The organism is Stenotrophomonas sp. X (assembly GCF_055721025.1).
In genome coordinates, this window is the sequence record NZ_CM146756.1 from 2,948,850 (window position 1) to 2,973,176 (window position 24,327).

General features: G+C 68.1%; 20 protein-coding genes. 3 read left to right on the forward strand and 17 right to left on the reverse strand.

The genetic code is table 11. The features are described 5' to 3' along the window. Nucleotides 1-71: 71 nt before the first annotated feature. The 3 genes from trpA to trpB are packed head-to-tail and all read right to left on the reverse strand — an operon-like array spanning nt 72 to nt 2,786. The gene (gene trpA, locus ACZ75I_RS13790) at nt 72-881 is read right to left on the reverse strand and encodes a tryptophan synthase subunit alpha (protein WP_242892468.1); all 810 of its coding nucleotides are present in this window, start codon (nt 879-881) and stop codon (nt 72-74) included. 1 nt (nt 882) lies between these two features. Next, a complete protein-coding gene (locus ACZ75I_RS13795) occupies nt 883-1,572 on the reverse strand; it encodes a hypothetical protein (protein WP_346476786.1) in 690 nt (229 codons plus the stop codon). Next, complete coding sequence (trpB, locus tag ACZ75I_RS13800; RefSeq protein WP_005417953.1) at nt 1,569-2,786, reverse strand: tryptophan synthase subunit beta; 1,218 nt, start codon at nt 2,784-2,786, stop codon at nt 1,569-1,571. Before trpB ends, ACZ75I_RS13795 begins: the two co-directional genes overlap by 4 nt. Nucleotides 2,787-2,883: 97 nt before the next feature. On the opposite strand from trpB, the gene ACZ75I_RS13805 reads away from it, so the two are divergent. Further along, nucleotides 2,884-3,771 carry a LysR family transcriptional regulator gene (locus ACZ75I_RS13805; protein ID WP_065196988.1) on the forward strand — a complete coding sequence of 296 codons (888 nt, stop codon included), beginning with the start codon at nt 2,884-2,886 and terminating at the stop codon, nt 3,769-3,771. A gap of 71 nt (nt 3,772-3,842) precedes the next feature. Here ACZ75I_RS13805 and ACZ75I_RS13810 read toward each other — a convergent pair whose 3' ends face one another. From ACZ75I_RS13810 to prmB, 13 genes are all read right to left on the reverse strand, one after another. Further along, nucleotides 3,843-4,952, reverse strand: a complete 1,110-nt coding sequence (locus ACZ75I_RS13810; RefSeq protein ID WP_472958098.1) for a toxic anion resistance protein — start codon at nt 4,950-4,952, stop codon at nt 3,843-3,845. Between the two features lie 44 nt (nt 4,953-4,996). After that, entirely contained in the window at nt 4,997-5,704 is a 708-nt protein-coding gene (locus ACZ75I_RS13815) for a hypothetical protein (RefSeq protein WP_164283099.1), read from the reverse strand. Next, entirely contained in the window at nt 5,701-11,088 is a 5,388-nt protein-coding gene (locus ACZ75I_RS13820; protein ID WP_346476788.1) for a DNA repair ATPase, read from the reverse strand. Before ACZ75I_RS13820 ends, ACZ75I_RS13815 begins: the two co-directional genes overlap by 4 nt. Before the next feature lie 82 nt (nt 11,089-11,170). Then, a complete protein-coding gene (locus ACZ75I_RS13825) occupies nt 11,171-13,189 on the reverse strand; it encodes a hypothetical protein (protein ID WP_005417967.1) in 2,019 nt (672 codons plus the stop codon). Beyond that, the gene (locus ACZ75I_RS13830; protein WP_053500243.1) at nt 13,189-13,863 is read right to left on the reverse strand and encodes an OB-fold-containig protein; all 675 of its coding nucleotides are present in this window, start codon (nt 13,861-13,863) and stop codon (nt 13,189-13,191) included. The genes ACZ75I_RS13825 and ACZ75I_RS13830 overlap by 1 nt, the downstream gene beginning before the upstream one ends. Before the next feature lie 168 nt (nt 13,864-14,031). Continuing rightward, on the reverse strand, nt 14,032-14,688 hold the full coding sequence (locus tag ACZ75I_RS13835; RefSeq protein WP_053500245.1) for a phosphoribosylanthranilate isomerase: 657 nt from the start codon (nt 14,686-14,688) through the stop codon (nt 14,032-14,034). Next, the gene (gene truA / locus ACZ75I_RS13840; RefSeq protein ID WP_049414719.1) at nt 14,685-15,455 is read right to left on the reverse strand and encodes a tRNA pseudouridine(38-40) synthase TruA; all 771 of its coding nucleotides are present in this window, start codon (nt 15,453-15,455) and stop codon (nt 14,685-14,687) included. The genes ACZ75I_RS13835 and truA overlap by 4 nt, the downstream gene beginning before the upstream one ends. Nucleotides 15,456-15,488: 33 nt before the next feature. Beyond that, nucleotides 15,489-15,851, reverse strand: a complete 363-nt coding sequence (locus ACZ75I_RS13845) for a VOC family protein (protein ID WP_049414720.1) — start codon at nt 15,849-15,851, stop codon at nt 15,489-15,491. A 26-nt stretch (nt 15,852-15,877) separates the two neighbouring features. Next, entirely contained in the window at nt 15,878-17,908 is a 2,031-nt protein-coding gene (locus ACZ75I_RS13850; RefSeq protein ID WP_180868189.1) for a FimV/HubP family polar landmark protein, read from the reverse strand. A gap of 129 nt (nt 17,909-18,037) precedes the next feature. Continuing rightward, nucleotides 18,038-19,066, reverse strand: a complete 1,029-nt coding sequence (locus ACZ75I_RS13855) for an aspartate-semialdehyde dehydrogenase (RefSeq protein ID WP_019660602.1) — start codon at nt 19,064-19,066, stop codon at nt 18,038-18,040. 89 nt (nt 19,067-19,155) lie between these two features. After that, nucleotides 19,156-20,193: a 2-hydroxyacid dehydrogenase gene (locus tag ACZ75I_RS13860; protein ID WP_180868187.1), complete on the reverse strand. Its 1,038-nt coding sequence runs from the start codon at nt 20,191-20,193 to the stop codon at nt 19,156-19,158. Further along, a complete protein-coding gene (gene aroC / locus ACZ75I_RS13865; protein ID WP_061480026.1) occupies nt 20,186-21,289 on the reverse strand; it encodes a chorismate synthase in 1,104 nt (367 codons plus the stop codon). The genes ACZ75I_RS13860 and aroC overlap by 8 nt, the downstream gene beginning before the upstream one ends. Beyond that, nucleotides 21,286-22,215 (reverse strand): 50S ribosomal protein L3 N(5)-glutamine methyltransferase, encoded by a 930-nt coding sequence (gene prmB / locus ACZ75I_RS13870; protein WP_049414727.1) that lies wholly within the window; start codon nt 22,213-22,215, stop codon nt 21,286-21,288. Before prmB ends, aroC begins: the two co-directional genes overlap by 4 nt. Nucleotides 22,216-22,337: 122 nt before the next feature. Between prmB and ACZ75I_RS13875 the strand changes: the two genes are divergently transcribed. Both ACZ75I_RS13875 and asd read left to right on the forward strand, forming a co-directional pair. Next, on the forward strand, nt 22,338-22,988 hold the full coding sequence (locus tag ACZ75I_RS13875; RefSeq protein ID WP_134968071.1) for an SCO family protein: 651 nt from the start codon (nt 22,338-22,340) through the stop codon (nt 22,986-22,988). After that, entirely contained in the window at nt 22,985-23,827 is an 843-nt protein-coding gene (gene asd / locus ACZ75I_RS13880; protein ID WP_061480028.1) for an archaetidylserine decarboxylase, read from the forward strand. Before ACZ75I_RS13875 ends, asd begins: the two co-directional genes overlap by 4 nt. Nucleotides 23,828-23,968: 141 nt before the next feature. Here the strand turns inward: asd and ACZ75I_RS13885 are convergent, their stop codons facing one another. Next, nucleotides 23,969-24,316: a ribonuclease E inhibitor RraB gene (locus ACZ75I_RS13885; protein ID WP_049414732.1), complete on the reverse strand. Its 348-nt coding sequence runs from the start codon at nt 24,314-24,316 to the stop codon at nt 23,969-23,971. Between the last annotated feature and the right edge of the window lie 11 nt (nt 24,317-24,327).

The following is a 24,327-nucleotide window of genomic DNA, read 5'->3' on the forward strand; positions in this document are numbered from 1 at the left end:
TGCCCGCCGCCGGCCGGCAGCCTTTGCACGCCAGCCATCAGGAGGACGCCGGCCAGCGGCCGGCAGTCCTGTTACGCGTCCAGCGCCTGCCGCAGCGGGGCGAGGAAGGCCCGGGCGCGCTGCACCGCGTCTTCCGCCGAGCCCGCTTCCGCCAGCGCCGCCACCAGCGCGCTTCCGACCACCACGCCATCGGCCTGGCGGGCCATGGCCGCGGCACTGGCAGCATCCTTGATGCCGAAGCCCGCCACCACCGGCACCGACGCGCGCGCGCGCAACGCCTGCAGGCGGGTACTGGCGGCATCGCTGTCCAGGCGCTCGGACGCGCCGGTGACACCGGCAAAGCTGACGTAGTAGAGATAGCCACGGGCCAGCGCCAGCAGCTTGCCGGCTCGCGCCTCGCTGGTGGTCGGCGACGCCAGCAGGACCAGCGCAAGGCCGGCTGCGTCGAACGCCTGCTGGGCATCGCCCGCTTCTTCCGGCGGCAGGTCGACCAGCAGCACGCCGTCCACGCCGGCGTCGACGGCGGCCTTGGCGAAGGCCGCGTAGCCATGGATCTCCACCGGGTTGAGGTAGCCCATCAGCACCACGGGGGTCTGCGCATCGCGTTCGCGGAACTGCGCCACGGCCTGCAGGACGTAGCGGCTGCCGGCGCCGCGTGCCAGCGCGCGCTCGGAGCTGCGCTGGATGGTCGGGCCATCGGCCATCGGGTCGGAAAACGGCACGCCCAGTTCGATCACGTCGGCGCCGGCCTCGACCAGTGCGTGCATGACCGGAACGGTCGCCTCCAGCGAGGGATCACCGGCGGTGACGAAAGGAATCAGCGCCTTGCGCTGCTGTTCGCGCAGACGCAGGAAGCAGGCATCGAGTCGGGATACGGACATGTCAGGTACATCCTTCGATCAGGTCAACGGCGCCGCTGGCGCCCCAGTACATTCGGGAGATGGTGCCGTCGACGATCTCCACGCGGATCGCCAGGTCGGAACCGGGGTCCTGCCAGAGCAGGCTCTCACCGGCCTCCGCATCATCGTCATAGGGTTGCGTGGAAACGCCCTTGGGCAACTGCTGGAGTGCCTGCGCGCGTGGCATGCCCAGATGAAGGCCAAACGGCCCCGGCTGCAGCACCACCTGGCCGGAATCGTCAATGGGGGCCAGGTCGAAGCGCACCACGTCGCCGTCCTGCACCATCATCGCCACGCCCTCGGGCAGCGTGCCGCGCTCGTAGTACTCGCAACGCCCAGCGGTCGACTCGCCCAGCCCGGCCGAGTGCCACTGCGCCTCGCCCTGCAGTTCGCTGAAGGGCTGGCCGATCAGCACCTCACCGGCATGGTCCAGGGCCACCGACACCACCGCCCGGGCCGCCTGGTCCTCGCCGCCATCGCCTGCCGTGGACATCGCCGCGTCCTCGATCGGGCGATATGCGACCTCATCGTCGTTGCTGGCCGGTTCGCGTGCCGGGGCGATCGCCGCAGGGGTGGCCGGGGCCGGGGCAAGCACCGGTGGATCGGGCGGCGTGCAGCCGCCCATGCCGATCACCAGCACCAGCGCCCCGCCGTGGCGCAGCACGTGATTCACAGCACCAGCCCTTCGCGCGCGGCGATGGTGTGCACGTCCTTGTCGCCACGGCCGGACAGGTTGCACAGCACGATCTGGTCACGCGGACGCTCACGCGCCAGCTTGATCGCCTGTGCAAGTGCGTGGCTGGACTCCAGTGCCGGCAGGATGCCCTCGGTATGCGCCAGCAGGTGGAAGGCCTGCAGCGCTTCTTCATCAGTGATGCCGAGGTAGCGCGCACGGCCGGTATCGGCCAGGAAAGCATGCTCCGGGCCGACGCCCGGATAGTCCAGGCCGGCCGACACCGAGTGGGTCTCGATGATCTGGCCGTCGTCGTCGCACAGCACATAGGTGCGGTTGCCATGCAGCACGCCCGGCCGACCGGCGGCGATCGATGCGGCGTGGCGGCCGGTACCGATGCCGTCGCCGGCGGCTTCGGCGCCGACGATCTCGACCTGGCGATCGTTGAGGAAGGCGTGGAACAGGCCGATGGCGTTGCTGCCGCCGCCGACGCACGCGGTGATCGCATCGGGCAGGCGGCCGTACTCGGCCAGCATCTGCTCGCGCGCCTCGCGGCCAACGATGGCATTGAAGTCACGGACCATGCGCGGATACGGATCCGGGCCGGCCACGGTGCCGATGATGTAGAAGGTGTCCTGCACATTGGTCACCCAGTCGCGCATCGCTTCGTTGAGCGCGTCCTTCAGGGTGGCCGAGCCGGAGGTGACCGGCACCACCGTCGCGCCAAGCAGCTTCATGCGGTAGACGTTGATCTTCTGCCGCTCGATATCGGTGGCGCCCATGTACACCACGCATTCCAGGCCCAGGCGGGCGGCAACGGTGGCACTGGCAACGCCGTGCTGGCCGGCACCGGTCTCGGCGATGATGCGCTTCTTGCCCATCCGCGCGGCCAGCAGCGCCTGGCCGATGGTGTTGTTGATCTTGTGCGCGCCGGTGTGGTTCAGGTCTTCGCGCTTGAGCAGGATCTGCGCGCCGCCGACATGGTCGCTCAGGCGCTGGGCGTGGTAGATCGGGCTCGGCCGGCCCACGTAGTGGGCCAGGTCGCGGTCGTAGGCCGCCTGGAATGCCGGATCCTGACGGGCCTGGTCATAGGCCTGGGCCAGTTCCTGCAACGGACCCACCAGGGTTTCGGCAACGAAGCTGCCGCCGTAGCGGCCGAAATGGCCCTGGGCATCCGGGAAGGCGTGGTAGTCGGCAATGGGGGAGGCAGACATGGAGGCGACCGCTGGTTCGAGACAGGTGGATACTCTAGCGCACGGGTCTTGACCGGAAAATGGATATTATCTGGCGCATATCGTCAGGAAATCTCACATGAGCCGTTCCCTTCTGCCGCCACTCAATGCGCTGCGTGCGTTCGAAGCCACCGCCCGTCTCGGCGGCGTCGGCCGCGCCGCACACGACCTGCATGTCACCCACGGTGCGGTCAGCCGGCAGCTGAAGCTGCTGGAAGACCATCTCGGCCTGGCGCTGTTCCAGCGTGCCGGTCGCGGACTGCGCCTGACCGCTGCGGGCACGCGGCTGCAGGCAGCGTGCAGCGAGGCCTTCGGCGGCATCGAACACTGCGTGCGCGAACTGCGGCGGCCGGCAGCGGCCCCGGCGCTGGTACTGGGCTGCAGCGGCAGCGTGCTGGCGCGCTGGATGATCCCGCGCCTGCCTGCGCTGCAGGCCGCCCTGCCCGGCGTGCGCCTGCAGTGGTCAGCGCTGGATGGCAGCTTCACCGAGGCACAGGCGGCACTGGATGCGGTATTGCTGCTGGCGCAGGGGCCGTGGCCCCGCGGCTGGCAGGTGCGTGAGCTGGCGCCGGAACGGGTCGGCGTGGTGGTGGCGCCCTCGCATCCGGCAGCGCAGCGGCTGCGGCATGTACCGCCCTCGGCGCTGCTGCAGGAGACGCTGCTGCACACCAGCTCACGGCCGCAGGCGTGGCCGGCGTGGGCGCAGGCGCACGCTCTGGACCCCGCGAAGCTGCAGCTGGGCACGGCCTTCGAGCATCTGTATTACCTGCTGGAGGCAGCGGTGGCCGGGCTGGGCCCGGCGATCGCACCCGAGCCACTGGTGGCCGAGGATCTGGCAGCGGGCCGGCTGGTCGCACCGTGGGGGTTTGCCGCCACTGGCGGCTTCTGGGTGCTGGCGCGACCGGACGGACCACCTGATGCGCGCGTGGATGCGCTCGCCGACTGGCTGGGCCAGCAACTCCGCTGACAACAAAAAGGGGACGGAGGGAATTAAGTCGCAAGTGGCACAAACGACTTGATTCCCTCCGTCCCCTTTTTTCAGCTGGCGGTCGGTGTGGCCAGGCGCTGCTGCAGGTCTTCGCGCAGGCGCGACAGCTCCGCTTCCGCCTGCTGCCGCTGCTGCATCCCTTCGCGATGGATGCTGCGCACTTCTTCCACCGTGGCGATCAGCTGGTCGTGCACATGGCGCAGCGTGGCCACGTCGATCACGCCACGCTGGTTGCTGCGCGCGGTATCCACCGAGGCCTGGCGCAGCAGGTCGGCATTGCGGCGCATCAGTTCGTTGGTGGCGTCATCGATGGCCGTGGACAGTTCGACCGCAGCCTTCTGTTCGCCCAGCGAGAGCTGGATGGCGAACTGGCGCTTCCACGACGGAATGGTGATGTCGCGGACGGTGTTGAACTTCTCGATCAGCTGCAGCGCGTTGGCCTGGATCAGGCGGATCATCGGCAGCGACTGATCGGCCGCATGCTGCATCAGCTGCAGGTCGGACACGCGCTTTTCGAGGAGGCGGATCGCGTTGTCGACTTCGCTCTGGCGGATGCGCTGCTGCGGATCCTCACTGCCCTGCCCGGCCAGCTGTTCGGCCTGCAGTTCGGCCAGCCGCTGCTTGCCGGCTGCCGCATACAGTCCAAGCGCACGACGCTCTTCGCGGACGATATCGTGCATGCGGTCGAACTCGCCCACGCGCTTGCCCATCAACGCCTGCTGCACGCCAACGTCGGCCAGCAGCTGTTCGATCTGCGCGTTGGTGTCGCTGAACTTCTGCACCAGCTCGTCCTTGGAGGCGCGCATGCGGTCGATCAGGCCACCGATCACCGGCACCTTCGAACGCTGGGCGAAGCCATCCAGCTTCAGGCTGCGCGCGATGCGCACCACCTCGCCCAGCTTCTCGCCACTGGCATCCAGGTCACGATTGCGGACCTGGTCCAGCAACTGGCTGGAGAACGCGGCGGTGCGCGTGGCCGCCTCGCGGCCGAACACCTGCAGGTTGCCCGGGCGCAGATCGTCCAGTTCCAGACGGATCTCGGCGATGCGCGGCAGATCCTCGCGTACCAGTCCCAGCGCCTGCAGCGCACCTTCATCGAGCGCAGTGGCGGTGGTCGTGCCGGGTACGAGGGCACCGGGGGTCTGGCTGTCCTGGGTCATCGGGCAGTCTCCTTGCAGTTGGGTAAGCGGCAGCGGCGGCCGGCTCAAGGCAGTCTAGCCTGAGCCGCGGCCACCTCGTCATCGATCTGTGCGTGCAACGTGGCAGCCTTGCCGGCCAACGCAGCGCCCGCAGCGGCCTGGCCCGCCAGTGCAGCCTGCCGCCAGGCTGGCAGCAGCACGTCATGGATGCGCGCGAAGCGTTGCAGCAGCATGTTGTCCTGGTCCTGCAGCAGCTGCCATTGGCCGGCTTCCAGGCGGCGCAGCGAGGCCAGCCGGCGAAGATGGTCCAGCCGGTGCGACAGCGCGGCCTGACCGGCGATATCCAGCGTCGTCAGCCGCGACGCAGCCAGTTCGGCCCAGCCGTCCAGCGCCGCGGCCGCCGCGGAATGCTCAACGATGGCCATGGCCCGCAGCTGCATGTGCTGCTGCAGGTGCTGGGCCTGCTCACGCGCCTGCAGGGCCAGTACGCCCAGCTGCGACTGCAGCGCGTGCCCTTCTGCTTCGCGAGCGACATCGCGCCCCAGCAGACGCCCCCACCAGCCTTCCTGCTGCCGGATCTGCGCCGGGTTGCCGGCCTGCAGGGCCAGCGCGATGCGCGCAAGCGCGGCCACCAGGCGCTCGCCCGCATCCGGTGGCAACGGCGTTTCGCGCCGCGCCAGCGCCTGCAGCAACGGCGCACCATAGTCGGCCAGCGCAGCGACATCGACCGTATCCGGCAGCATCGGTGGCGGCAGTGGCACGCGCGTGGTCACGGCAGCGGCGGCGGCTTCGGCGTGGATGCCGGCATGCCATCGCCGTCTTCCGGTGGCAATGACTCGCCGTAGAAGTGGCGCATCAGCGCCTCATCCAGCGCCCGCTCCTCCGGCGTCGCGGCGCGGCGCACGCGCGCGCGCTGCGCCACCACAGCGCTCGGCGTGCCCCGCTCGACCTGCTGTCGCGCCCAGCCGGCGAACGCGGCCAGGGTCTGCGACACCTGCACCTGCTGCGCCTGCGATGCCGCCAGCAGCTCCACCAGCGGCGCCAGGCCCGCCTGCAGGTCTTCGGCCAAGGCCGTGGCCGGCACGCCGGGGGCTGCCGCGACCGGCGCCGGCGCAGCGGCCGGACGCGCCTCTGAAAGGCGATGCAGGGCCTCCAGCAGCGCCGGCCACGGCGCCGGGTCCGCAACGGCGATCGCTTCCGGCGCGGGCGGTGGCAGCTGCAGCGCGGTGGCGATATCGGCCAGCTGCGCCACCACGCGCCCGCCGACATCGCTGTCGTCGGCCCCCATGGCCTTGTTGCGCAGGAAGTCGCGCTTGATCTGTGCCCAGCGCTGCGCCTGCGTGTCATCCAGTACGCCGCGCAGTTCGGCCAGCTTCAACAGGTTCTCTTCGGCACCGGTGGTCAGCAGCTGCGCCTCGCCCAGGTAGTGGTCGGAGATCAACTGCTGCAGTTCGTCCTCGTTCATCACCGGGGAGATCTTCTCGGCCAGCTTGTTCATGTTGCGGTAGCTGCCTTGCAGGCGGAACGGCGGCTCGGTGCGGTAGCGGTCGTCCTGTGCGGCGCTGGCGATGTACTGCTGGTTGACCCGGTAGACCACGTCACGCACACGCAGCATGCGCTGCAGGGTGGCGGTGATCTCGTTGATCTCCGCGCTGCTGTAGGCGTGGCTGAGGCCGTTGGTCGAGACCTCCTTGCCCATCGCGCGGTCGACCAGTACATACAGGTCGGCCATGTCGCGCGTGGCCAGCTGCGCCAGCACCGGATTGGAGGTCAGGCTGTTCTCGATGTAGCTGAGGGTGAAGGCGGCCTCCATGCCACCGAGCACGTCACCGAGGTTGTAGATGTCGGCACGGTTGGCCAGCATGTCCGGAATCTTGAACACCTCGCCGGACTCGGTGTACGGGTTGCCGGCCATCACCACGCAGAACTTCTTGCCGCGCATGTCGTAGGTGCGGGTGCGACCGCGCCACACGCCCTCGATACGGCGGGTGCCATCGCACAGCGAGATGAACTTCTGCAGGAACTCGGGATGGGTGTGCTGGATGTCGTCCACATACAGCATGGTGTTGTTGCCCATTTCCAGCGCCAGGTTGAGCTTCTCCAGCTCCTGCCGCGACGTCGCGTCCGGTGCCTGGGCCGGGTCCAGCGAGCGCACCTCGTGGCCCAGCGCCGGGCCGTTGATCTTCATGAAGACCAGGCCCAAGCGGTGCGCCACGTATTCCATCAGCGTGGTCTTGCCATAGCCCGGGGGCGAAATCATCATCAGCAGGCCCATCAGGTCGCTGCGCTTGTTCTCGCCGACCGTGCCCATCTGCTTGGCCAGGTTGTCACCGATCACGCCCAGGTAGACATCGTTGATCAGCTTGTTGCGTACGAACGAGGACAGCGGCCGCGCCTTAAACTCGGAAAGCCGCAGGGTCTCGCGCTCGCGACCGATGATGCCCTGGCGCAGCGCCTGGTAGGCATGGAACGCTGGCACGAAATGACGCAGGTGCTGCTGCAGGCGCGCGAGGAAATCATCCAGCGATACCACCAGCGCGCCATTGCTGATGCGTGCGTGTTCACCCAGCAGGCCATTGACCTCCGCCTGCAGTGCGGCATCGCTGGCACGGGTGCGCAACTGGCGCTGCACCAGCAGCAACGCGGCGGCTTCGTCGACATAGCCGGCATGCTGGGCATGCGCCGGCATCCGCGCCACTGCGCGCAGCCACTGCCCAGCCAATGACCAACGCGTAGCCAGTGGATCCTGGCCGCGCTGCATGGCACGCTCGACCGCCTCACGCTGCCCCGCCTGTTCCAGCTGCTGGGCCAATGCCTCCAGCAGCGCCACCGCGTGGCGGCTGCTGCTGAACACCGGATCGCCCGCCGCCAGTTCTTCGCCCAGATAGGCGGCTGCAGCCTCCGCGGCATCGGCATCGAAGGGCAACGCGTGGGACTGCGCATACCCCAGCAGCGCCTCGGCCATTTCTGTGCGCAACGCCAGACGCCCTTCGTCGGACCCCAGCAGGCGTGCCAGCGCCTCGGCGCCCACCTGCCGCGCCGGCCATTGCGCCACCGCCTCGCGCCGCTGCTCGGCGGCCCAGAACAGCAACGCCAGCGCACGTATCCGTGGTGCATGGCGCAGGCTGCCAGCGGCCTGCTGCAAGGGCAGCAACGCACGCAGGATCAGCGCGGCATCATGGTCATGGATGCCACGCTCATAGCCTTCGCGATAGCGCGGCGCGGCGAACGCACGCACACGCTGATCCAGTGCTTCCGGGTTGGCCACGTCGTGCTGCAGCGCAGCCAGATCGAGGCCATCGCGCCCCTCCTGCGCGGCCAGCAGCAGGCTGCCGGCCAGATACTCGCCGCGATACAGCGTGGGCGATTCCGAGTCGAGGGTGACCGGCCAGAACGGCTTGAGTGCGTCCAGCTCCGGATCGTGCAGGGTCTCCAGGAAGTCGGTGCCGGTCAGATGGATGGCCAACGTATCGCCACGCGGCAACAGGGTCAGGTCCAGTGCCTGCGTATTGACGCTGAAGCGATGACGCGGGCCCAGCCGTACCACGTTGCCGCCGGCTTCGTACAGGTCACTGCGGTCGCGCAGCTGGCGCACCGCCTGGTCACGCACGCCCTTCAGCCGCGCCTCGATGTCGTCGGCCTTGACGTTGTCGTGCAGCGTACGCAGGCGCTCGGCCAGCTCACGCAGCTTGAGGATCAGCGGATCACCGGCAAAGAACGCGTTGAGCTCATCGGCGGTGGCGAAGCGCTCGGTGCGCCTGGCCAGGCCGTCGAGGATCCGATTGGCCGCATCCAGTACCGAACGCGCCTTGCGCTGGCGGTCATCCAGCAACGCCTGCTTGTGCGTTTCGAAGGCCTCGACCAGCTCTTCGCGCTTGCTCAAGATGTCGCCGAGGAACTGCTCGTGTTCGCCGAACTGGCTCTCCAGTTCCTCCAGCTGCACCAGCAGGCGTGACAACTGCTCGTCGGCACGTTCGGGGTCGGTGGACAGCGCCAGCGCGCTGGTGATCGACTGCGAGAACAGCGCGAACTGGGCGGCGAACTGCGCCACGGCCTCGGCCGAACCGAGTGACCTGCGGCGCTGGTCAGCACGCGCGCGCGCCTGGTTGAGGCGACCGTACAGCACCGAGATCGACTCGACCACGCGGGTGCGGGCAGTGGCATCGTCCACCTTCAGGCCGGCCATCAGCTCGGACAGCATGTCCAGGTCGGACGCCATGCCACGCAGGCCTTCCAACTGCTCGTCCAGCTGGCGCGCCGTCTGTGCCTGCTGCGCGGCATCATCCAGCGCCTGCAGGCGCGTGGCCAGCGGCGCCAGCGCTTCCTCGCCGGCGAGGAAGTCTCCGGTGGCGGCGCCAACACGGTCCTGTGCCTCCACCAGTTCGACGGTCATCGCCTCGATGCGCGCGGTGTCGATGTAGCGCAGCTCGCGGAGGGTCAGCAGCCGCCCGCGCAATGCGGTGATCGCGTTGAGGGCCTCGACGAAGGCCTGCACCTCGCTCCAGTTCTGCGGTTGCAGCCGGCCCAGCAGCGCCTTGTGCGCGGCCTCGGCCTCCCCCATCGCCTGCGCCGATTGCTGACGGATCGACTGCACCTTCTCGTACTCGTCCAGCACTGATTCGCCGGTCGCGCTGATCTGCCGCAGCAGCGCCTCGGCGCCATCGCAGGCCGCGTCACCCAGCCAGTGGTGCGCATCGAACAGGCGCCGCGTATCGGCCACCAGGCGCTGGTAGCGCTGTACCGACACGTCCTGGCCATCGATCTCGCGCGCCAGGTTGAACAGGTTGGAAATGCCGCGCACCAGCTCGGCGTTGCCGATGCGGCCCATGAACGTGTTGCCGGGCGGCCGGTTGGCGGCGAACTCGTCACTGCTGAACGGCGTCTGCCAGACCTGCATCGGATGGATGCGGGTCGGTTCGCTGCCCTCGGCATGGAACAGCACCATGCGACCGTCCTGCATCAAGGCGTAGCCATGGCCGAACACCGGGTTCTGCAGCACGCGCTGGATGGTGTTGTAGACGAACAGCGCCGAGCGCCCGCCTTCGCGCTCGTAGAAGATGTACAGCACGTCCTCGCCGTTTGGCGAACGGATGCTGCGCTTGAACTGCATGCCGGCCATCGAGGCATCAAACGCCTTGTGCTCGCCGCCCTGCAGGTAATAGCCACCCGGGAAGATCACGCCATGGTCTTCGGGCAGCTGCACGCAGGCCTGCACGATCGCATCATTGCGCACGATGCTGCCGGTCAGCGTGTTGTAGATCAGGCCGCGCCATTCGGTCTCGCGGTACGGCAGCACCTTCAGCAATACCAGCGAGCCGACCCGGGCGAACTCGAACTGGGCGTCGTCCAGCGACTGCGTGCTGTCCTCCACGGGTTCGCTGTAGATGCCCTGCCCGGTTTCGGTGTTGTTTTCGACCTTGATGGTGAGGTCGCCGCCGGTGGTCTCCACGAACAGGGTGTCGAGGATGTTCAGGTGCGAATGGCGGCCGTTGACCGCCAGGTCGCGGGTCGCCCGGGTCCATTCGAAGTCGAACGGCGGCGGCAGTGCGATATCGCGCTCACCGCGCGCATCCAGGTAGGTCAGCTCGCCGTCGCGCGACAGCGCCCAGCGGAACACGCGCACGTCGCTGCTGCGCTCGCCGATCTGGAACGAGGCCAGCAGCTTGTCGCCGACCACGATCAGCTGCAGGAGGCGCGCGTGCTTGTAGTAGGCATACAGCTCGTTGAAATCGTGCACGAAGCCGGGCTGGTCGAGGAAGCTGCCCTTCAGTTCCAGCGCAGCGACGTCGTAGCCGTCGCTGCCCTGCACCAGCCGGTACAGGCCGAACACATCCTCGATGCGGGTCTGGGTCTTCAACCCGATGAACACGTTGTAGCCGAACAGCAGGCGGTCCGGGCCCACCTGCACGATGTCACGGCCGACGCAGTTGTTGTCGCTGCGGATGCGGAAGCGCCCGACCACCTCCAGGCGGCTGTCGCCGAACTCGGCCAGGCGCTGGCGGTTGAGTGTTTCGGCCAGGCCCTGCAGGCGCTGGCCCTGCTCGGCCAGGCGGCGGCGCAGGACTTCGTAGGCGCCGCCCTGGGCGACAGCCTGGTCGACGGTGCTGCCGCCGGCCTCCGGCGCAGTGGATTCGGCGGACGGATGGGTTTCAGACATCAGCAGGTTTCCGGCTCACGGGCGGACGGCCGCGGTTGCGGCCGGCGCGGGCGGGCGATGGCGGCGGCCATCGCCCGATGCATCAACGGGCGCTGTCGACCACGGTAGCCGATACGGTCGGTACCGCTTCGGCATCCTCGGCGATCTGGCGCGGCGCCGGTTCGGCCACGGCCACGCCCAGGTAGCGCTGCATCAGCTCCTGCACGATCGGGCTCTTGCCGGCGAAGCCTTCGATCGACTTGCCCAGCGACACCGCCTTGACCAGGTTCTCGAACATGCCGCCGTCGCCACCGACCAGGTCGATATCGGCGTTGCGCAGCGCGCTGGCGATGACATTGGCGTTCTCGCGCGAGACTTCCTTGCCGGCTTCGATCGAGGCCAGCGCCTGCTTCAGGCTGTTGTCCAGCATCATGCGGAACTCTTCATGGCCACGTGCCTGGTCACTCAGCGAGGCGATGGCTTCGAACTTGCGCACCAGGCCCTCGGCCTCGGCCAGCAGCTTCTTCTGCACCACGCCGGCTTCGGCATTGCCCAGCGACTCGGTGGCGGTGGCACGGGCCAGGCCCATCTTTTCCTCACCCTGCGCCTGCGCCTGCAGGGTCTCGGCCAGAACGCGGGCTTCGTTGCTGCCCTGCTTCAGGCTGGCTTCGGCCTTGGCTTCGATCACGCGGGCCTCGGCAATGCCGACCTTCTCGATGGCCAGCGCCGAAGCTTCACGCACCTGCGCTTCGGCCAGGCCCGGCGCTGCCTGTTCGGCACGCAGGGCATCGGCCAACAGGCGCTTGGCTTCGGCCTGCTTGCCGGCCGCTTCATGCTCGGCCTGGGCCAGCGTGGTCAGTTCCACCGCGCGATGCTTTGACGCGGTCTCGCGCGCCTGCGCTTCCTTGACTTCGCGCACCAGCGCTTCCTGCGCCTTGGCCTCGGCTTCCAGGATCAGCACCTGCTTCTGGCGGTCGGCCTCGGAGACTTCGCGCACTTCCTTGATGCGCTCCTCTTCCTGCGCCACGGTCTTGTCGATGGAGATGCGTTCACGGGTGATGTTGGCCACGTCCATCTTGCCCTGCTCGACCACCTTGTCACGCTCCACGCCCTGCAGCTGCACTTCACGATCGGTGGTGACCTGCTCCAGCTGGCGTGCGCGCTCCACGCGCTCGGCCTCGATGGCCACGGCACGCTGGCGGTTCTGCTCGGCTACTTCCACTTCGCGTAGGCGGTTCTGGTCCCGGATCTCGATCAGCTGCTGCGCTTCGATACGGGCGTTCTCGGACAACTGGCGCTGCTCCTCCTGCACCTTGGCGGTCTCGGCCTCCTCGCGTGCGCGGATGGTCTCGATCTCGCGCTTCTGACGTGCTTCGGCTTCGGCCTGCTGGCGTTCCAGGGCCAGCAGCGCTTCGCGCGCTTCCACGTTCTTCTTGGTGATGGCGAGCTTCTCGTTCTGCTCCAGCTCGTTGGTCACCACGTTCTGCGCGGCGGTCAATTCGGTGATCTTGCGGATGCCCTGCGCATCGAGAATGTTGAACTGGTCCAGCAGCGACTTCGGGGTCTGCTCCAGGTAGTCGATCGCCACGTCCTCAAGGACGTAGCCGTTCAGATCATTGCCGATCACCGCGATGATCTCGTCGCGGAACTCCTGGCGCTTCTCGAACAGTTCGGTGAAGTCGAACTTCTTGCCGACCGTCTTCAGCGCTTCGGAGAACTTGGCGTTGAACAGCTCGTCGACCGCATGCTTGTCCGATGCACGGTCGGCACCGATGGCCTTGGCCACGCGCAGCACGTCGGCCTGGGTCTCGTTGACCCGCAGGTAGAACGCCACGGCGATATCGGCACGCATGTTGTCGCGGCAGATCAGGCCTTCCTTGCCGCGGCGGTCGATCTGCAGCGTGATCAGGCTGATCCGCATCAGCTCGGCGCGGTACAGCACCGGGATGATCAGCGCACCGGTGAAGTGCACCTTGGGCGTGGAGCTCATGTCGTTGACGATCAGGGCCACGCCTTGGTCGACCTTGCGGTAGAAGGCCTTGAACAGGCCGGCCAGGCCGAGCAGTGCGACCAGCAGCACGGCTACGCCGATCAGGAAGGGGGCCATGGTTGCCAACGTCATCAGTGATTCTCCTTGTTGCCCGGAAGCAGGTTGTCCTGGAAGTCGAGGGCGACCGCGTCGGCGCGGACCACCCGGTAATGGTGTTGATCAGCCACGTGTTCGACCAGCACGATGCGCTCGCCACGCTGCAGTTCGATCTCGCTGCGCACCTGCAGCACCAGTCCGGCGCCGCCATCGTCGAAGGTGGCGTGACCGCTGCGGGCATCCACCTTCGGCGAGGCAACCACGCCGGTACGCCCCAGCAGCGAGGCCTGCGCCACCGGGCGCAGGCGCAGCAGGAACCTGCGGACGGGGCGCAGCAGCAGCGCGGTGAACGGAACCGCCGGCAACGGCGCCAGAAGGGCCACGACCGCACCGATCGCCCAGCGCAGCAGGTCCGGCAGCGGCAACAGCACGAACAGATGGACGAAATAGGTGACGATCCAGGCGAAGAAACCCAGCAGCGTCACCACAAGCATGAGGGGAACCCCACCCAGGCCCCAGCGCGCCAGCAGCGCGGACAGTCCCTGCAGATCATGTGGGTCGCCATGCAGCGCCCCATCGGCGCCGGCATCGCCAAACCCGTCGTCGACCAGGCCGAAGGCCGCCAGTGCCCAATACAGCACCGCCACCGCCAGCACGATGCTGTACGGCAGGGTCGGGAAACCGAACACGACGGTGAGGAACTCCTGCATCGCTTGCCTTCCTGGGCTGTGGGCGGCGGCCGCCCGTTCGGGGCGCGCCATGCACGTCCCGTCGATCCCCGCGCCGACCCTCATGGCAGGCGCGCTTGGGTCCATCCTATGTGAAGAATGCGTGCAGGCTCAAATCCAAGTCCAAATTACGGCAAATAGTGACGCCAATCACTCAAGAACCGTGCAATCGGCGCGGCGCACTTCCTCGACGAAAGTACGCATCCTGTAGCCGTCCTTGATGCCCGGCTCCAGTTCGATGCCGCTGGAGACATCCACGCCCCACGGCAGGGTGGCCAGCACGGCGTCGTAGACGTTTTCCGGATTCAGGCCACCGGCCAGCAGGAACGGCCGGTGCAGGCCGGTCGGAATGCGGCCCCAGTCGAAGGCCACGCCGGTGCCGCCACCGCCGCCCGGGGCATGGCTGTCGAACAGGAAGCCGGCGGCGCTGGGATAGCGCAGCTGCAGGGTGCGGGCGTTGATCTCTTCACGCCCGCCCATCGCGATCGCCTTCAGGTAGGGCATGTTGAAGCTGCGGCAGAAGCCCTCGTCTTCCTCGCCGTGGAACTGCAGCAGGGTCGGCCGTACCGTGCGCAGCACCTCGCGCACCTCTTCCTTGCTGTTGTTGCGGAACAGCGCCACCACGTCGACCATGGGCGCGATCGCCTGGCGCATCGCGCGCGCTTCGGCCGGAGCGACCCGGCGGCTGCTTTCACGGGCAAAGATGAAACCCACCGCGTCCACGCCCAGCTCACCGGCCAGGCGGACGTCGCCGGCCCGGGTCATGCCACAGAACTTGATGCGTGTGCGGTAGTAGGAGCGGCTCATAGCGTGACCTCGGCGGGCAGGTGCCAGTTGTCGGGGTACAGGGGCCCAAGGAACACCAGGCCCTGCGGCGGTGCGGTGGGACCGGCTACGGTGCGATCGCGCCCGGCCAGCAGTTCGGCGATCCATTCCACCGGCTTCTCGCCACTGCCCACCAGGATCAGCGATCCGACGATATTGCGGACCATGTGATGAAGGAATGCATTGCCCTGCACGGCGACCTCGATCACCTCGCCCTGGCGGCTGACCTGCAGTGACTGCAGCTCACGCCGGGCGTGCAGCGCCTGGCACTGCACCGAACGGAACGCGCTGAAATCGTTCTCGCCGAGCAGGGCCTGGCCGGCGGCGTGCATCAGGGTCTCGTCCAGCGCGCGGCGCTCCCAGCTCAAGGTCTGCCGGTCCAGCGCGGGCCGCACTTCGCGGTTGAGCAGGCGGTAGCGGTAGCGGCGTGCGCGCGCGGAGAAACGCGCGTGGAAATCCTCGGCCACCGGCACGCACCAGCGCACTGCGATCGAGCGCGGCAGGCGGGTGGTAGTGCCCAGCATCCACGCGCGCGGATCGCGCACCACGTCGGTATCGAAATGCACGACCTGGCACTGGCCGTGCACGCCGGCATCGGTGCGGCCGGCACAGACCACCTGCAGCGGCGAATCGGCCACCGACGACAGGGCCTGCTCAAGGCTGGCCTGCACGCTTGGGCCGCCCTCGCCGAGGTTCTGCCAGCCCCTGAAATCGCTGCCGTCGTACTCGACGCCAAGCGCGTAACGCATGTGCTACCTCAGATGTTGCGGGAGGGGCGGCGCTCAGGCCGGATCGCGTTCGGACCACACCGCCAGTTCGTTGCCACCGGGCTCAACGAACTGGAAACGGCTGCCACCGGGGAAGGAAAACACCGGCCGCACGATCTCACCGCCAGCGTCAAGCACCGCCGCTTCGATCGGTGCCAGCTGGTCAGCGTACAACACCAGCAGTGGCGCACCGGCATCGCTGGCCCGCAGCGGCTGGCCGCGGAAGAAGCCGCCCTGCAGGCGACCGTCGTCGAACGCGGTGTAGTCGCTGCCATAGTCGACGAACGACCAGCCGAACGCCTTCTCGAAGAAGGCGCGGCTGGCCGCAGGATCCGTGGAAGCGAATTCAACGTAGTCGATGCGGCGCTCGCGGCTCATGACGGGGTCCTTGTCGGCAGGGTCGATCACGGCAGGCGGGCCAGCAGTTCGCGGGCCTGGGCCTGGCAGTGCAGGTCGCCGCCCTCGGCCACTTCCTGCAGCAACGTACGCGCGGTCTGGGCATCGCCCAGGTCGAGGTAGGCGATGGCCAGCTCAAGGCGTTCCTGCCCGGCGCGCGGCGCCCAGCCGGCATCGCCGGCCGGCGCCGCAGTACCGTCTTCATGCGCCGCCGCGGCCAGCGCGTCATGCGGCGCTGCGCCTGAAACCTCGCCGTCATGGTGCTCGGCCGGCAGGTCGAACACGCCGCGGAACTGCGGCTGCTGTTCGGCGTGCAGCGCGTAGTCCGGCACTGCCACCTCGCCAGGGGCCGCCTGCGCGAGCGGCTCATCCTGCGCGGCGGCGGCCGGCGCGGAATCCTCCTGCGTGGCCACCGGCTCGTCCCAGCGCGGCAGGTCGGTCACTGCCTCGGGCAGCTCCATCACTTCGTCATCGCGCAGCGTCTGCGCCTGCCAGTCAGCCTGGGCGGCGACGTCGGCGACCGGTTCGGCAGCCGCGTCATCCTGCCCCCCGGTTTCGCTCGCCCAAGCCGGCATCGCCGGCTCCTGGCGGCCTGCTTCGGGCACCACCGACGACCACGAGGACTGCTCGGCCAGCGTATCCAGCGCCGCGCCCGCCGGTACCGCAGCGGCCAGGCCGGCGGCATCGTCTTCGTCGCGCAGCGGCGGCAGCGGCGATGGCTTGCGACGACGCAGCAGCCAGGCTGCACCGGCCGCCAGCAGCAGCACCGGCAGCCCCAGCCAGTACCACGGCGTTGCCGCATCGCGGGTATCCGGTACCTGTGCCAGGCGCTGCTGCGCGGCGGCCAGGTCGTTGTCCTTCATCGCGATCAGCGACTGCTGCTGTTCCTTGAGTTTTTCCAGGTCGGCGACGCGCTGCTTCAGCTCGCCAATCTCGGCATCGCGGGTCGCGATGTCCTCGCGTGCCTGGCGCAGTTGTTCGTTGCCCAGCATGTCACCCTCGCTGCCGGCTCCAGTGCCGGTGGTTGTGCCCGCGCGCGCGGCGTCGGAAGCCAGCGCCGGGGCGATTTCAAGTCGTGCCCCATTGGCCGCGGCCGGGGAAGAAGCGTTCGTGGTTGCCGCCGCGGCCACCGGGGCGACGGTACCCGCCGGTTGCGGCACGGTGCGCGCCTGCCGCCACTGCGCTGCATGCTCGCGCACCAGCGCTGCGGCCTCGGCGGCATCGACCGCCGCCAGTGCATCGCTGCCGGGCATGCGCAGTACGGCGCCTTGCTTGAGCAGGTTGACGTTGCCGCGGATGAAGGCCTCCGGGTTGGCCCGCAGCAGGGCGATCATCGCGCGGTCGCGGCTGACCTGGTTGCCGCGGGCCACCGCGCTGGCGATCTGCGACAGGGTCTGCCCACGCTGGACGATGACGCTGCCATCGGCTGCCTGCGCGGCAGCGGCGGGTGCATCCCCTGCACGCGGGCGAGCCGATGCAGGTGCCGGCGCTGCCGCAGTGGACGGCGCAGGTGCGCTTGCGCTCTCCGCAGCGGCCGGTGCCGGTGCAACGTCACGGACGATGGTGTTGGAGAGGGTACCGGCCGGCGCGACGATTTCCGGTTCGGCCACCGCCAGTGCGCTGGAGGGCGCATCGATCAGCGCCGAGTATTCGCGCACCAAGCGGCCCTGGCCCCAGTCGGCCTCGATCAGGAAGCTCAGCGACGGGGTTTCGACCGGCGTCTGCGAGGTCACCCGCACCACCGCCCTGCCCTGCGCATTGCGGGTCAGTTCGAACTGCAGCTCGCTGACCAGCCCGGCCGGCCGCTGCAGGCCAACGCGTTCGAAGGTGACCGCAGAGGCCAGCGCGACGCGCAGGTTCTCCAGTTCGGATGGATCGGCCGAGACTACCGGGATTTCGGCCAGCAGGGGCTGGCCCGGCTTGGACAGGACACGGATGTCACCCAAGCCCAGGGCAAGCGCCGAACTGCTGGCCAGGGCCAGCAGCGCGGTGGAAAGATAGAGGAGCGGGCGCTTTGCGCCCCTGGCCCGTTTATTCATGGCGACACTATAAAGCGTGCGGACCGGGGTCCGCACCCATGTAGAGCCGAGCCCATGCTCGGCTGCATGGCCTGAGCCGAGCGTGGGCTCGGCTCTACAGAAAAGGCCGGGCATTGCCCGGCCTCTCCATCAACGCTGTTCGGCGGCGACCAGCTCGGCCAGCTGCACGGCGTTCAGGGCAGCGCCCTTGCGCACGTTGTCCGACACGATCCACAGGTTCAGGCCACGCGGGTGCGACAGGTCCTCGCGGATACGGCCGACATACACCGCATCGGTCCCCGAAGCATGGGTAACCGGAGTCGGATAGCCACCGGCCTCGTGACGATCCACCACTTCGATGCCCGGCGACTGCTCCAGCAGCGCGCGCGCTTCAGCGACGGTGACCTTGTCGCGGGTCTCGATCGCCACCGACTCGGAGTGGCCGTAGAACACCGGCACGCGCACCGCGGTCGGGTTCACCAGGATGCTGTCGTCACCGAGGATCTTGCGGGTCTCCCAGATCAGCTTCATCTCTTCCTTGGTGAAGCCATTGTCCTGGAAGTCATCGATGTGCGGGATCAGGTTGAAGGCGATCTGCACCGGGAAGCGCTGCGGATCGATCTCCTGGAAGCTGAGCAGCTGGCCGGTCTGCTTGCCCAGTTCTTCCATCGCCGAGCGGCCACCGCCGGACACCGACTGGTAGGTGGACACATTGATGCGCTCGATACCGTACTTGCGGTGCAGCGGCGCCAGCGCCACCAGCATCTGCATGGTCGAGCAGTTCGGGTTGGCGATGATGCCGCGCGGACGGTTGGCGACCTGTTCCGGGTTGACCTCGGACACCACCAGCGGCACGTCATCGTCGTAACGGAAGGCCGAGGAGTTGTCGATCACCACCGCACCGGCGGCGGCGAACTTCGGTGCGTATTCCTTGGACACGCTGCCGCCAGCCGAGAACAGCGCGATCTCGACACCGGTCGGATCGAAGGTGGCCAGGTCCTGGACCTTGACCTTCTGGCCGTTGAATTCGATCTCGCCACCGGCCGAACGCTCGGAGGCGAGGACGCTCAGGGTGCCGACCGGGAAATCACGCTCGGCCAGGATCGACAACATGGTCTCGCCAACGGCGCCGGTGGCACCGACGACGGCGACGTGGAAACTGCGCTGTGCATTGCTCATGGGGAACTCTCACGAAAACGGGAATGGGGGAAAACACGCACGACAGCTGGGTTCGGGGAACCTCCTCAAGCGGGGCGCGCGGAGGTTCCCTATCGTTTCCCGGTTTTTTTGCCCAGCATCACGCGCGCGGCCATCGCCGCGTCAGCGTTGATCGCGCTCGGCATGCGCGACGGGCCACCATCCAGGCCGAGCCCGGCAGCCAGATTATCCACGGCCAGCTGTACCATCGCCGTGCGCGTGCCCAGCGAGGCGCTGCCGATATGCGGCGTGAGCACCACGTTGCGCAGCGCCAGCAGCTCCGGGCGCACCTTCGGCTCGCCCTCGTACACATCCAGGCCAGCGGCCGCCAGGTGGCCGTTGGCCAGTGCGTCGGCCAGCGCCAGTTCGTCGACGATGCCGCCGCGGGCGATGTTCACCAGGGTTGCCGTCGGCTTCATCTTCGCCAGGGCAACCGCATCGATGATGTGATGCGAGGCCGGCGTGTAGGGCAGCACCGTTACCAGATGGTCGGACTGTGCCAGCAGTGTATCCAGGTCCACGTAGGTCGCGCTGAGCGACGCCTCGGTATCGGCCGGCAACCGTGAACGGTTGTGGTACAGCACCTTCATGCCGAAACCGTGCGCGCCGCGGCGGGCGATGCCCTGGCCGATGCGGCCCATGCCAAGGATGCCCAGTGTGCTGCCATGAACATCCGCGCCCAGCATGGTCTGGAACGACCACTGCTGCCACTGCCCGTCACGCAGCCAGCGCTCGGACTCGGTGATCCGGCGCGCGGTTGCCATCAGCAGCGCGAAACCGAGATCGGCGGTGGTTTCGGTCAACACGTCCGGCGTGTTGCTGGCCAGGATGCCGGCGGCGCTGAGCGCGTCGACATCCAGGTTGTTGTAGCCGACGCCGACATTGGCGATCACCTGCAACTGCGTGGCATTGGCCACCTGGGCCGCACCGATGCGCTCGTTGAGGGTGATGATCGCGCCGTCGGCGCTGGCCAGCTGTGCAGCGATCTGGTCCGGCGACCAGGCGGTGACGGTGTCGGTGCTGCGCAGCTGCACGCGATCGCGCAGCGGCGCGATGGCCGCCTCGATCAGCGGCTGGCTCACCCACACGGTCGGCCGCGTGTCAGCCATCGATCTGCCCGGGAATGCGCGGGGTGATCGTGCCGACATCGCCGCACTGCGCGCGATGACGCAGCGCCTGATCCATCAGCACCAGCGCCACCATCGCTTCGGCGATGGGCGTGGCGCGGATGCCGACGCAGGGATCGTGGCGGCCGGTGGTGACCACCTCGACCACGTTGCCGTCCGTATCCAGCGACGGGCCCGGCAGGCGCAGGCTGGACGTCGGCTTCAGGGCGATCGACGCAACGACCGGCTGACCGGTGGAGATGCCACCGAGGATGCCGCCGGCATGGTTGCTGGCGAAGCCCTGTGGCGTCAGCAGGTCACGGTGTTCAGTGCCCTTCTGCGCGGCGCTGGCGAATCCGTCACCGATCTCCACGCCCTTCACCGCATTGATGCTCATCAGCGCGGCGGCCAGTTCGCCATCAAGCTTGCCGTAGATCGGCTCGCCCCAGCCCGGCGGCACGTTGTCGGCGACCACGTCCACGCGCGCACCGACCGAGTCGCCAGACTTGCGCAGCGCATCCATGTACGCCTCCAGCTCGGGCACCTGTGCGGCGTGCGGCCAGAAGAACGGATTGTCTTCCACCGCCGACCAGTCGAAACCGGCCGGGGTGATGTCGCCCAGCTGCGACAGGTAGCCACGCACGGTCACGCCGAAACGCTCGGCCAGCCACTTCTTGGCGACCACGCCAGCGGCCACGCGCATGGTGGTCTCGCGCGCCGAGGAACGGCCACCGCCACGCGGATCGCGGATGCCGTACTTGTGCCAGTAACTGTAGTCGGCATGGCCCGGGCGGAACTGCTGGCCGATATTGGCGTAATCCTTGCTGCGCTGGTCGGTGTTGCGGATCAGCAGCGCGATCGGGGTGCCGGTGGTCAGGCCCTCGTATACGCCGGACAGGATCTCGACCTCGTCGGCCTCGCGCCGCGCGGAAGTGTGCCGGCTCTTGCCGGTCGCACGGCGCTGCAGGTCGTGGGCGAATTCGGCCGCGTCCAGCGCCAGCCCCGGAGGGCAGCCATCGATCACGCAGCCGATGGCCGGCCCGTGCGACTCGCCGAACGTGGTGACGGTGAACAGCTTGCCGAACGAATTGGAGCTCACGGGCGCTGCGCCGCCAGTTCGGTGATGCGTGCGCTGTGGGCGATCAGCTCGCGGCATTCGACCGCAAAGATGCCCATCTGGCCAACCTTGAACTCGATCCAGGAAAAATCGACTTCCGGCAACAGCTTGACCAGATGCTGTTCGGACTCACCCACTTCACAGATCAGCAGACCGTCTTCGCTCAGGTGCAGCGGGGCGTCGCGCAGGATCTTCAGCACCAGGTCCAGGCCATCGTCACCGGCACGCAGGCCCATTTCCGGCTCGTAGGAATATTCCTGCGGCAGGGCATCAGTCTCGTCGTTGGTGACGTACGGCGGGTTGGTGACGATCAGGTCGTAGTGGCGGCCGGTCAGACCATTGAACAGGTCCGACTTGATCAGGGTGACGTTGTGCGCCTGCAGGCGCTCCTTGTTCTCCTCGGCCAGCGACAGTGCGTCGTCACTCAGGTCGACGCCGTCCACTTCCCAGTTCGGGTAGTAGTGGCCCATGGCGATGGCGATGCAGCCCGAACCGGTGCAAAGATCCAGTGCACGGCTGACATCGCGGCCGGCCAGCCACGGTTCGAAACCACATTCGATCAGTTCGGCGATCGGCGAGCGCGGCACCAGCGCGCGCGCGTCACTCTTGAAGCTCAGGCCGGCGAACCAGGCCTCACCGGTCAGGTAGGCAGCGGGGATGCGTTCGTCGATGCGGCGCTGGAACAGCTCCAGCACGCGCAGCTTTTCGGCCTGCAGCAGGCGTGCCTGGCCGTAGGCCGGGCCGAGGTCGTGCGGCAGGTGCAGGCTGTGCAGCACCAGTTGGGTGGCCTCATCCAGCGCATTGTCGTAGCTGTGCCCGAAGGTCAGCCCGGCTTCGTTGAAACGGCTGGTGCCGTAGCGGATCAGATCGATGATCGTGTGGAGTTCGGCGGCCGTTTCAGCGGTCATGGCGGTACTGCGGGCAAAGTGGCCCCCGATTATAGGGGCTGGCGCCCGCGGCAGCATCCGTTGCGACGGAAACGATCGGGCCGCAGCCGGTATGATGGAGCCCATTTCGTGCGGGAGCCCCCATGTTCAATCGCAACGCCGGCATCATCCTGCTGATCGCCCTGGCCGCGGGGCTCGGCCTGCTGGCCGCCCAGCAGGTGTTCGCGCCGAAGCCGCCTGCCAACGCCCCGGCCACCGAAGCGATCACCCTGTACCCGCAGCCGCGTGAACTGCCCGACTTCAACCTGGCCCAGTCCGACGGGACCCGCCTGATCCCGGGCGAACTGAAGGGCCACTGGACCCTGGTGTTCCTGGGCTTCACCTTCTGCCCGGACGTCTGCCCGACCACCCTGGCCGAGCTGGCCGGCGCGCAGAGCCAGTGGGAGGCCCTGCCCGATGGCCTGCGCCCGCGCGTGCTGTTCATCTCGGTCGACCCGGACCGCGACAGCGCCACCCGCCTGGGCGAGTACGTGCACGGCTTCCACAAGGACACCCTGGCCGCCACCGCCGATATCCCCTCGCTGGAGCGCTTCGCCACCTCGCTGGGCTTCGTGTTCCAGAAAGTGCCGGGCAAGCATTTCGACGAGAACGCCGAGGATTACACCGTCGAGCATTCGGCCAGCCTGGCCGTGCTCGACCCGCAAGGCCGCCTTGCCGGCCTGGTGCGCCCCCCGTTCAATGCGCCGGCGATCGCCCGCGACCTGCACAAGCTGACCGAGAAAACCGCCCCATGAGCCTCACCACCGCCCTGACGTACGCCCTGCCCCATCGCCTGCTGTCCTCGATGGCACGCTCGCTGGCGTACTCGGACGATCCGCGCGTGTCGCGCTGGCTGATCGACACCGTCACCCGCAAGTTCAACGTCAACCTGGACGAAGCGGCCAACCCGGACCCGCGCAGCTATGCGACCTTCAACCAGTTCTTCACCCGCGCGCTGAAGCCGGGCGCGCGCGTGGCCGATGCCGATCCGCGCAGCCTGGTGATGCCGGCCGACGGCCGCATCAGCCAGCTGGGGAAGATCGAGGCCGGCCGCATCTTCCAGGCCAAGGGCCAGTCGTTCACCGCCGCCGAGCTGCTGGGCAGCGACGAGGACGCCAAGCCGTACAACGACGGTCTGTACGCCACCGTGTACCTGTCGCCGCGCGACTACCACCGCGTGCACATGCCGTGGACCGGCACCCTGCGTGAAACCGTGCACGTGCCGGGCCGCCTGTTCAGTGTCGGTCCTGCGGCCGTCAACGGCGTACCGCGCCTGTTCGCACGCAACGAGCGCCTGGTCTGCCACTTCGACACCAGCTTCGGCCCGATGGTCAGCGTGATGGTCGGCGCGCTGCTGGTGTCCGGCGTGGAAACCGTGTGGAGCGGCGAGGAGATCCCGGCCTACGGCGATCGCATCACCCGCAAGGACTACCGCGGCAAGGGCATCAAGCTGGAGCGTTTCGCCGAGATGGCACGCTTCAATTACGGCTCGACCGTGGTAGTGCTGCTGCCGCCGGGCGTGGCCGAATTCGCCCCGCAGCTGGGCGCCGAAAGCCCTGTGCAGCTGGGCCAGGCCCTGGCAAAGCTGCGCTGACCGTAGATCCACGCGACGCATAGATGGATTCAACGGGATGCCGGCCAGCGGCCGGCACTACCGGGTCTGTAGAGCCGAGCCCATGCTCGGCTGCCGGCATGAACAGCCGAGCATGGGCTCGGCTCTACAGTCAGAAGCGGATTACTGCAGGACCGGGGCCGGGCCGACGTCCATGCCGTCGTAGTCTTCCACGCCGTGCTCCGCCGCCAGCGCCGCGAATTCCTGGTTGCGGCGGTCCAGCGAGGCTTCGTCGTGGATTTCCACGCGCTCCACGTGCAGCACGTGGAACGGCGCGTCGCCCTCTTCCGGTTCCTGCTCGAAGAGTTCCACGAAGGTGTAGCCCTGTGCCTGCAGGTGTTGGGCCAGCGCCTGCAGCGGCTCGGCACTGGCGTGGACGAAGAAATACCCCCACAGCAACGGGCCGTTGATGTCCCAGTCGGTGTTCTCGCGGAGGTTGGCGAACAGGTTGCGGGTGGCTTCGAGGTCCATACAAATTCCAG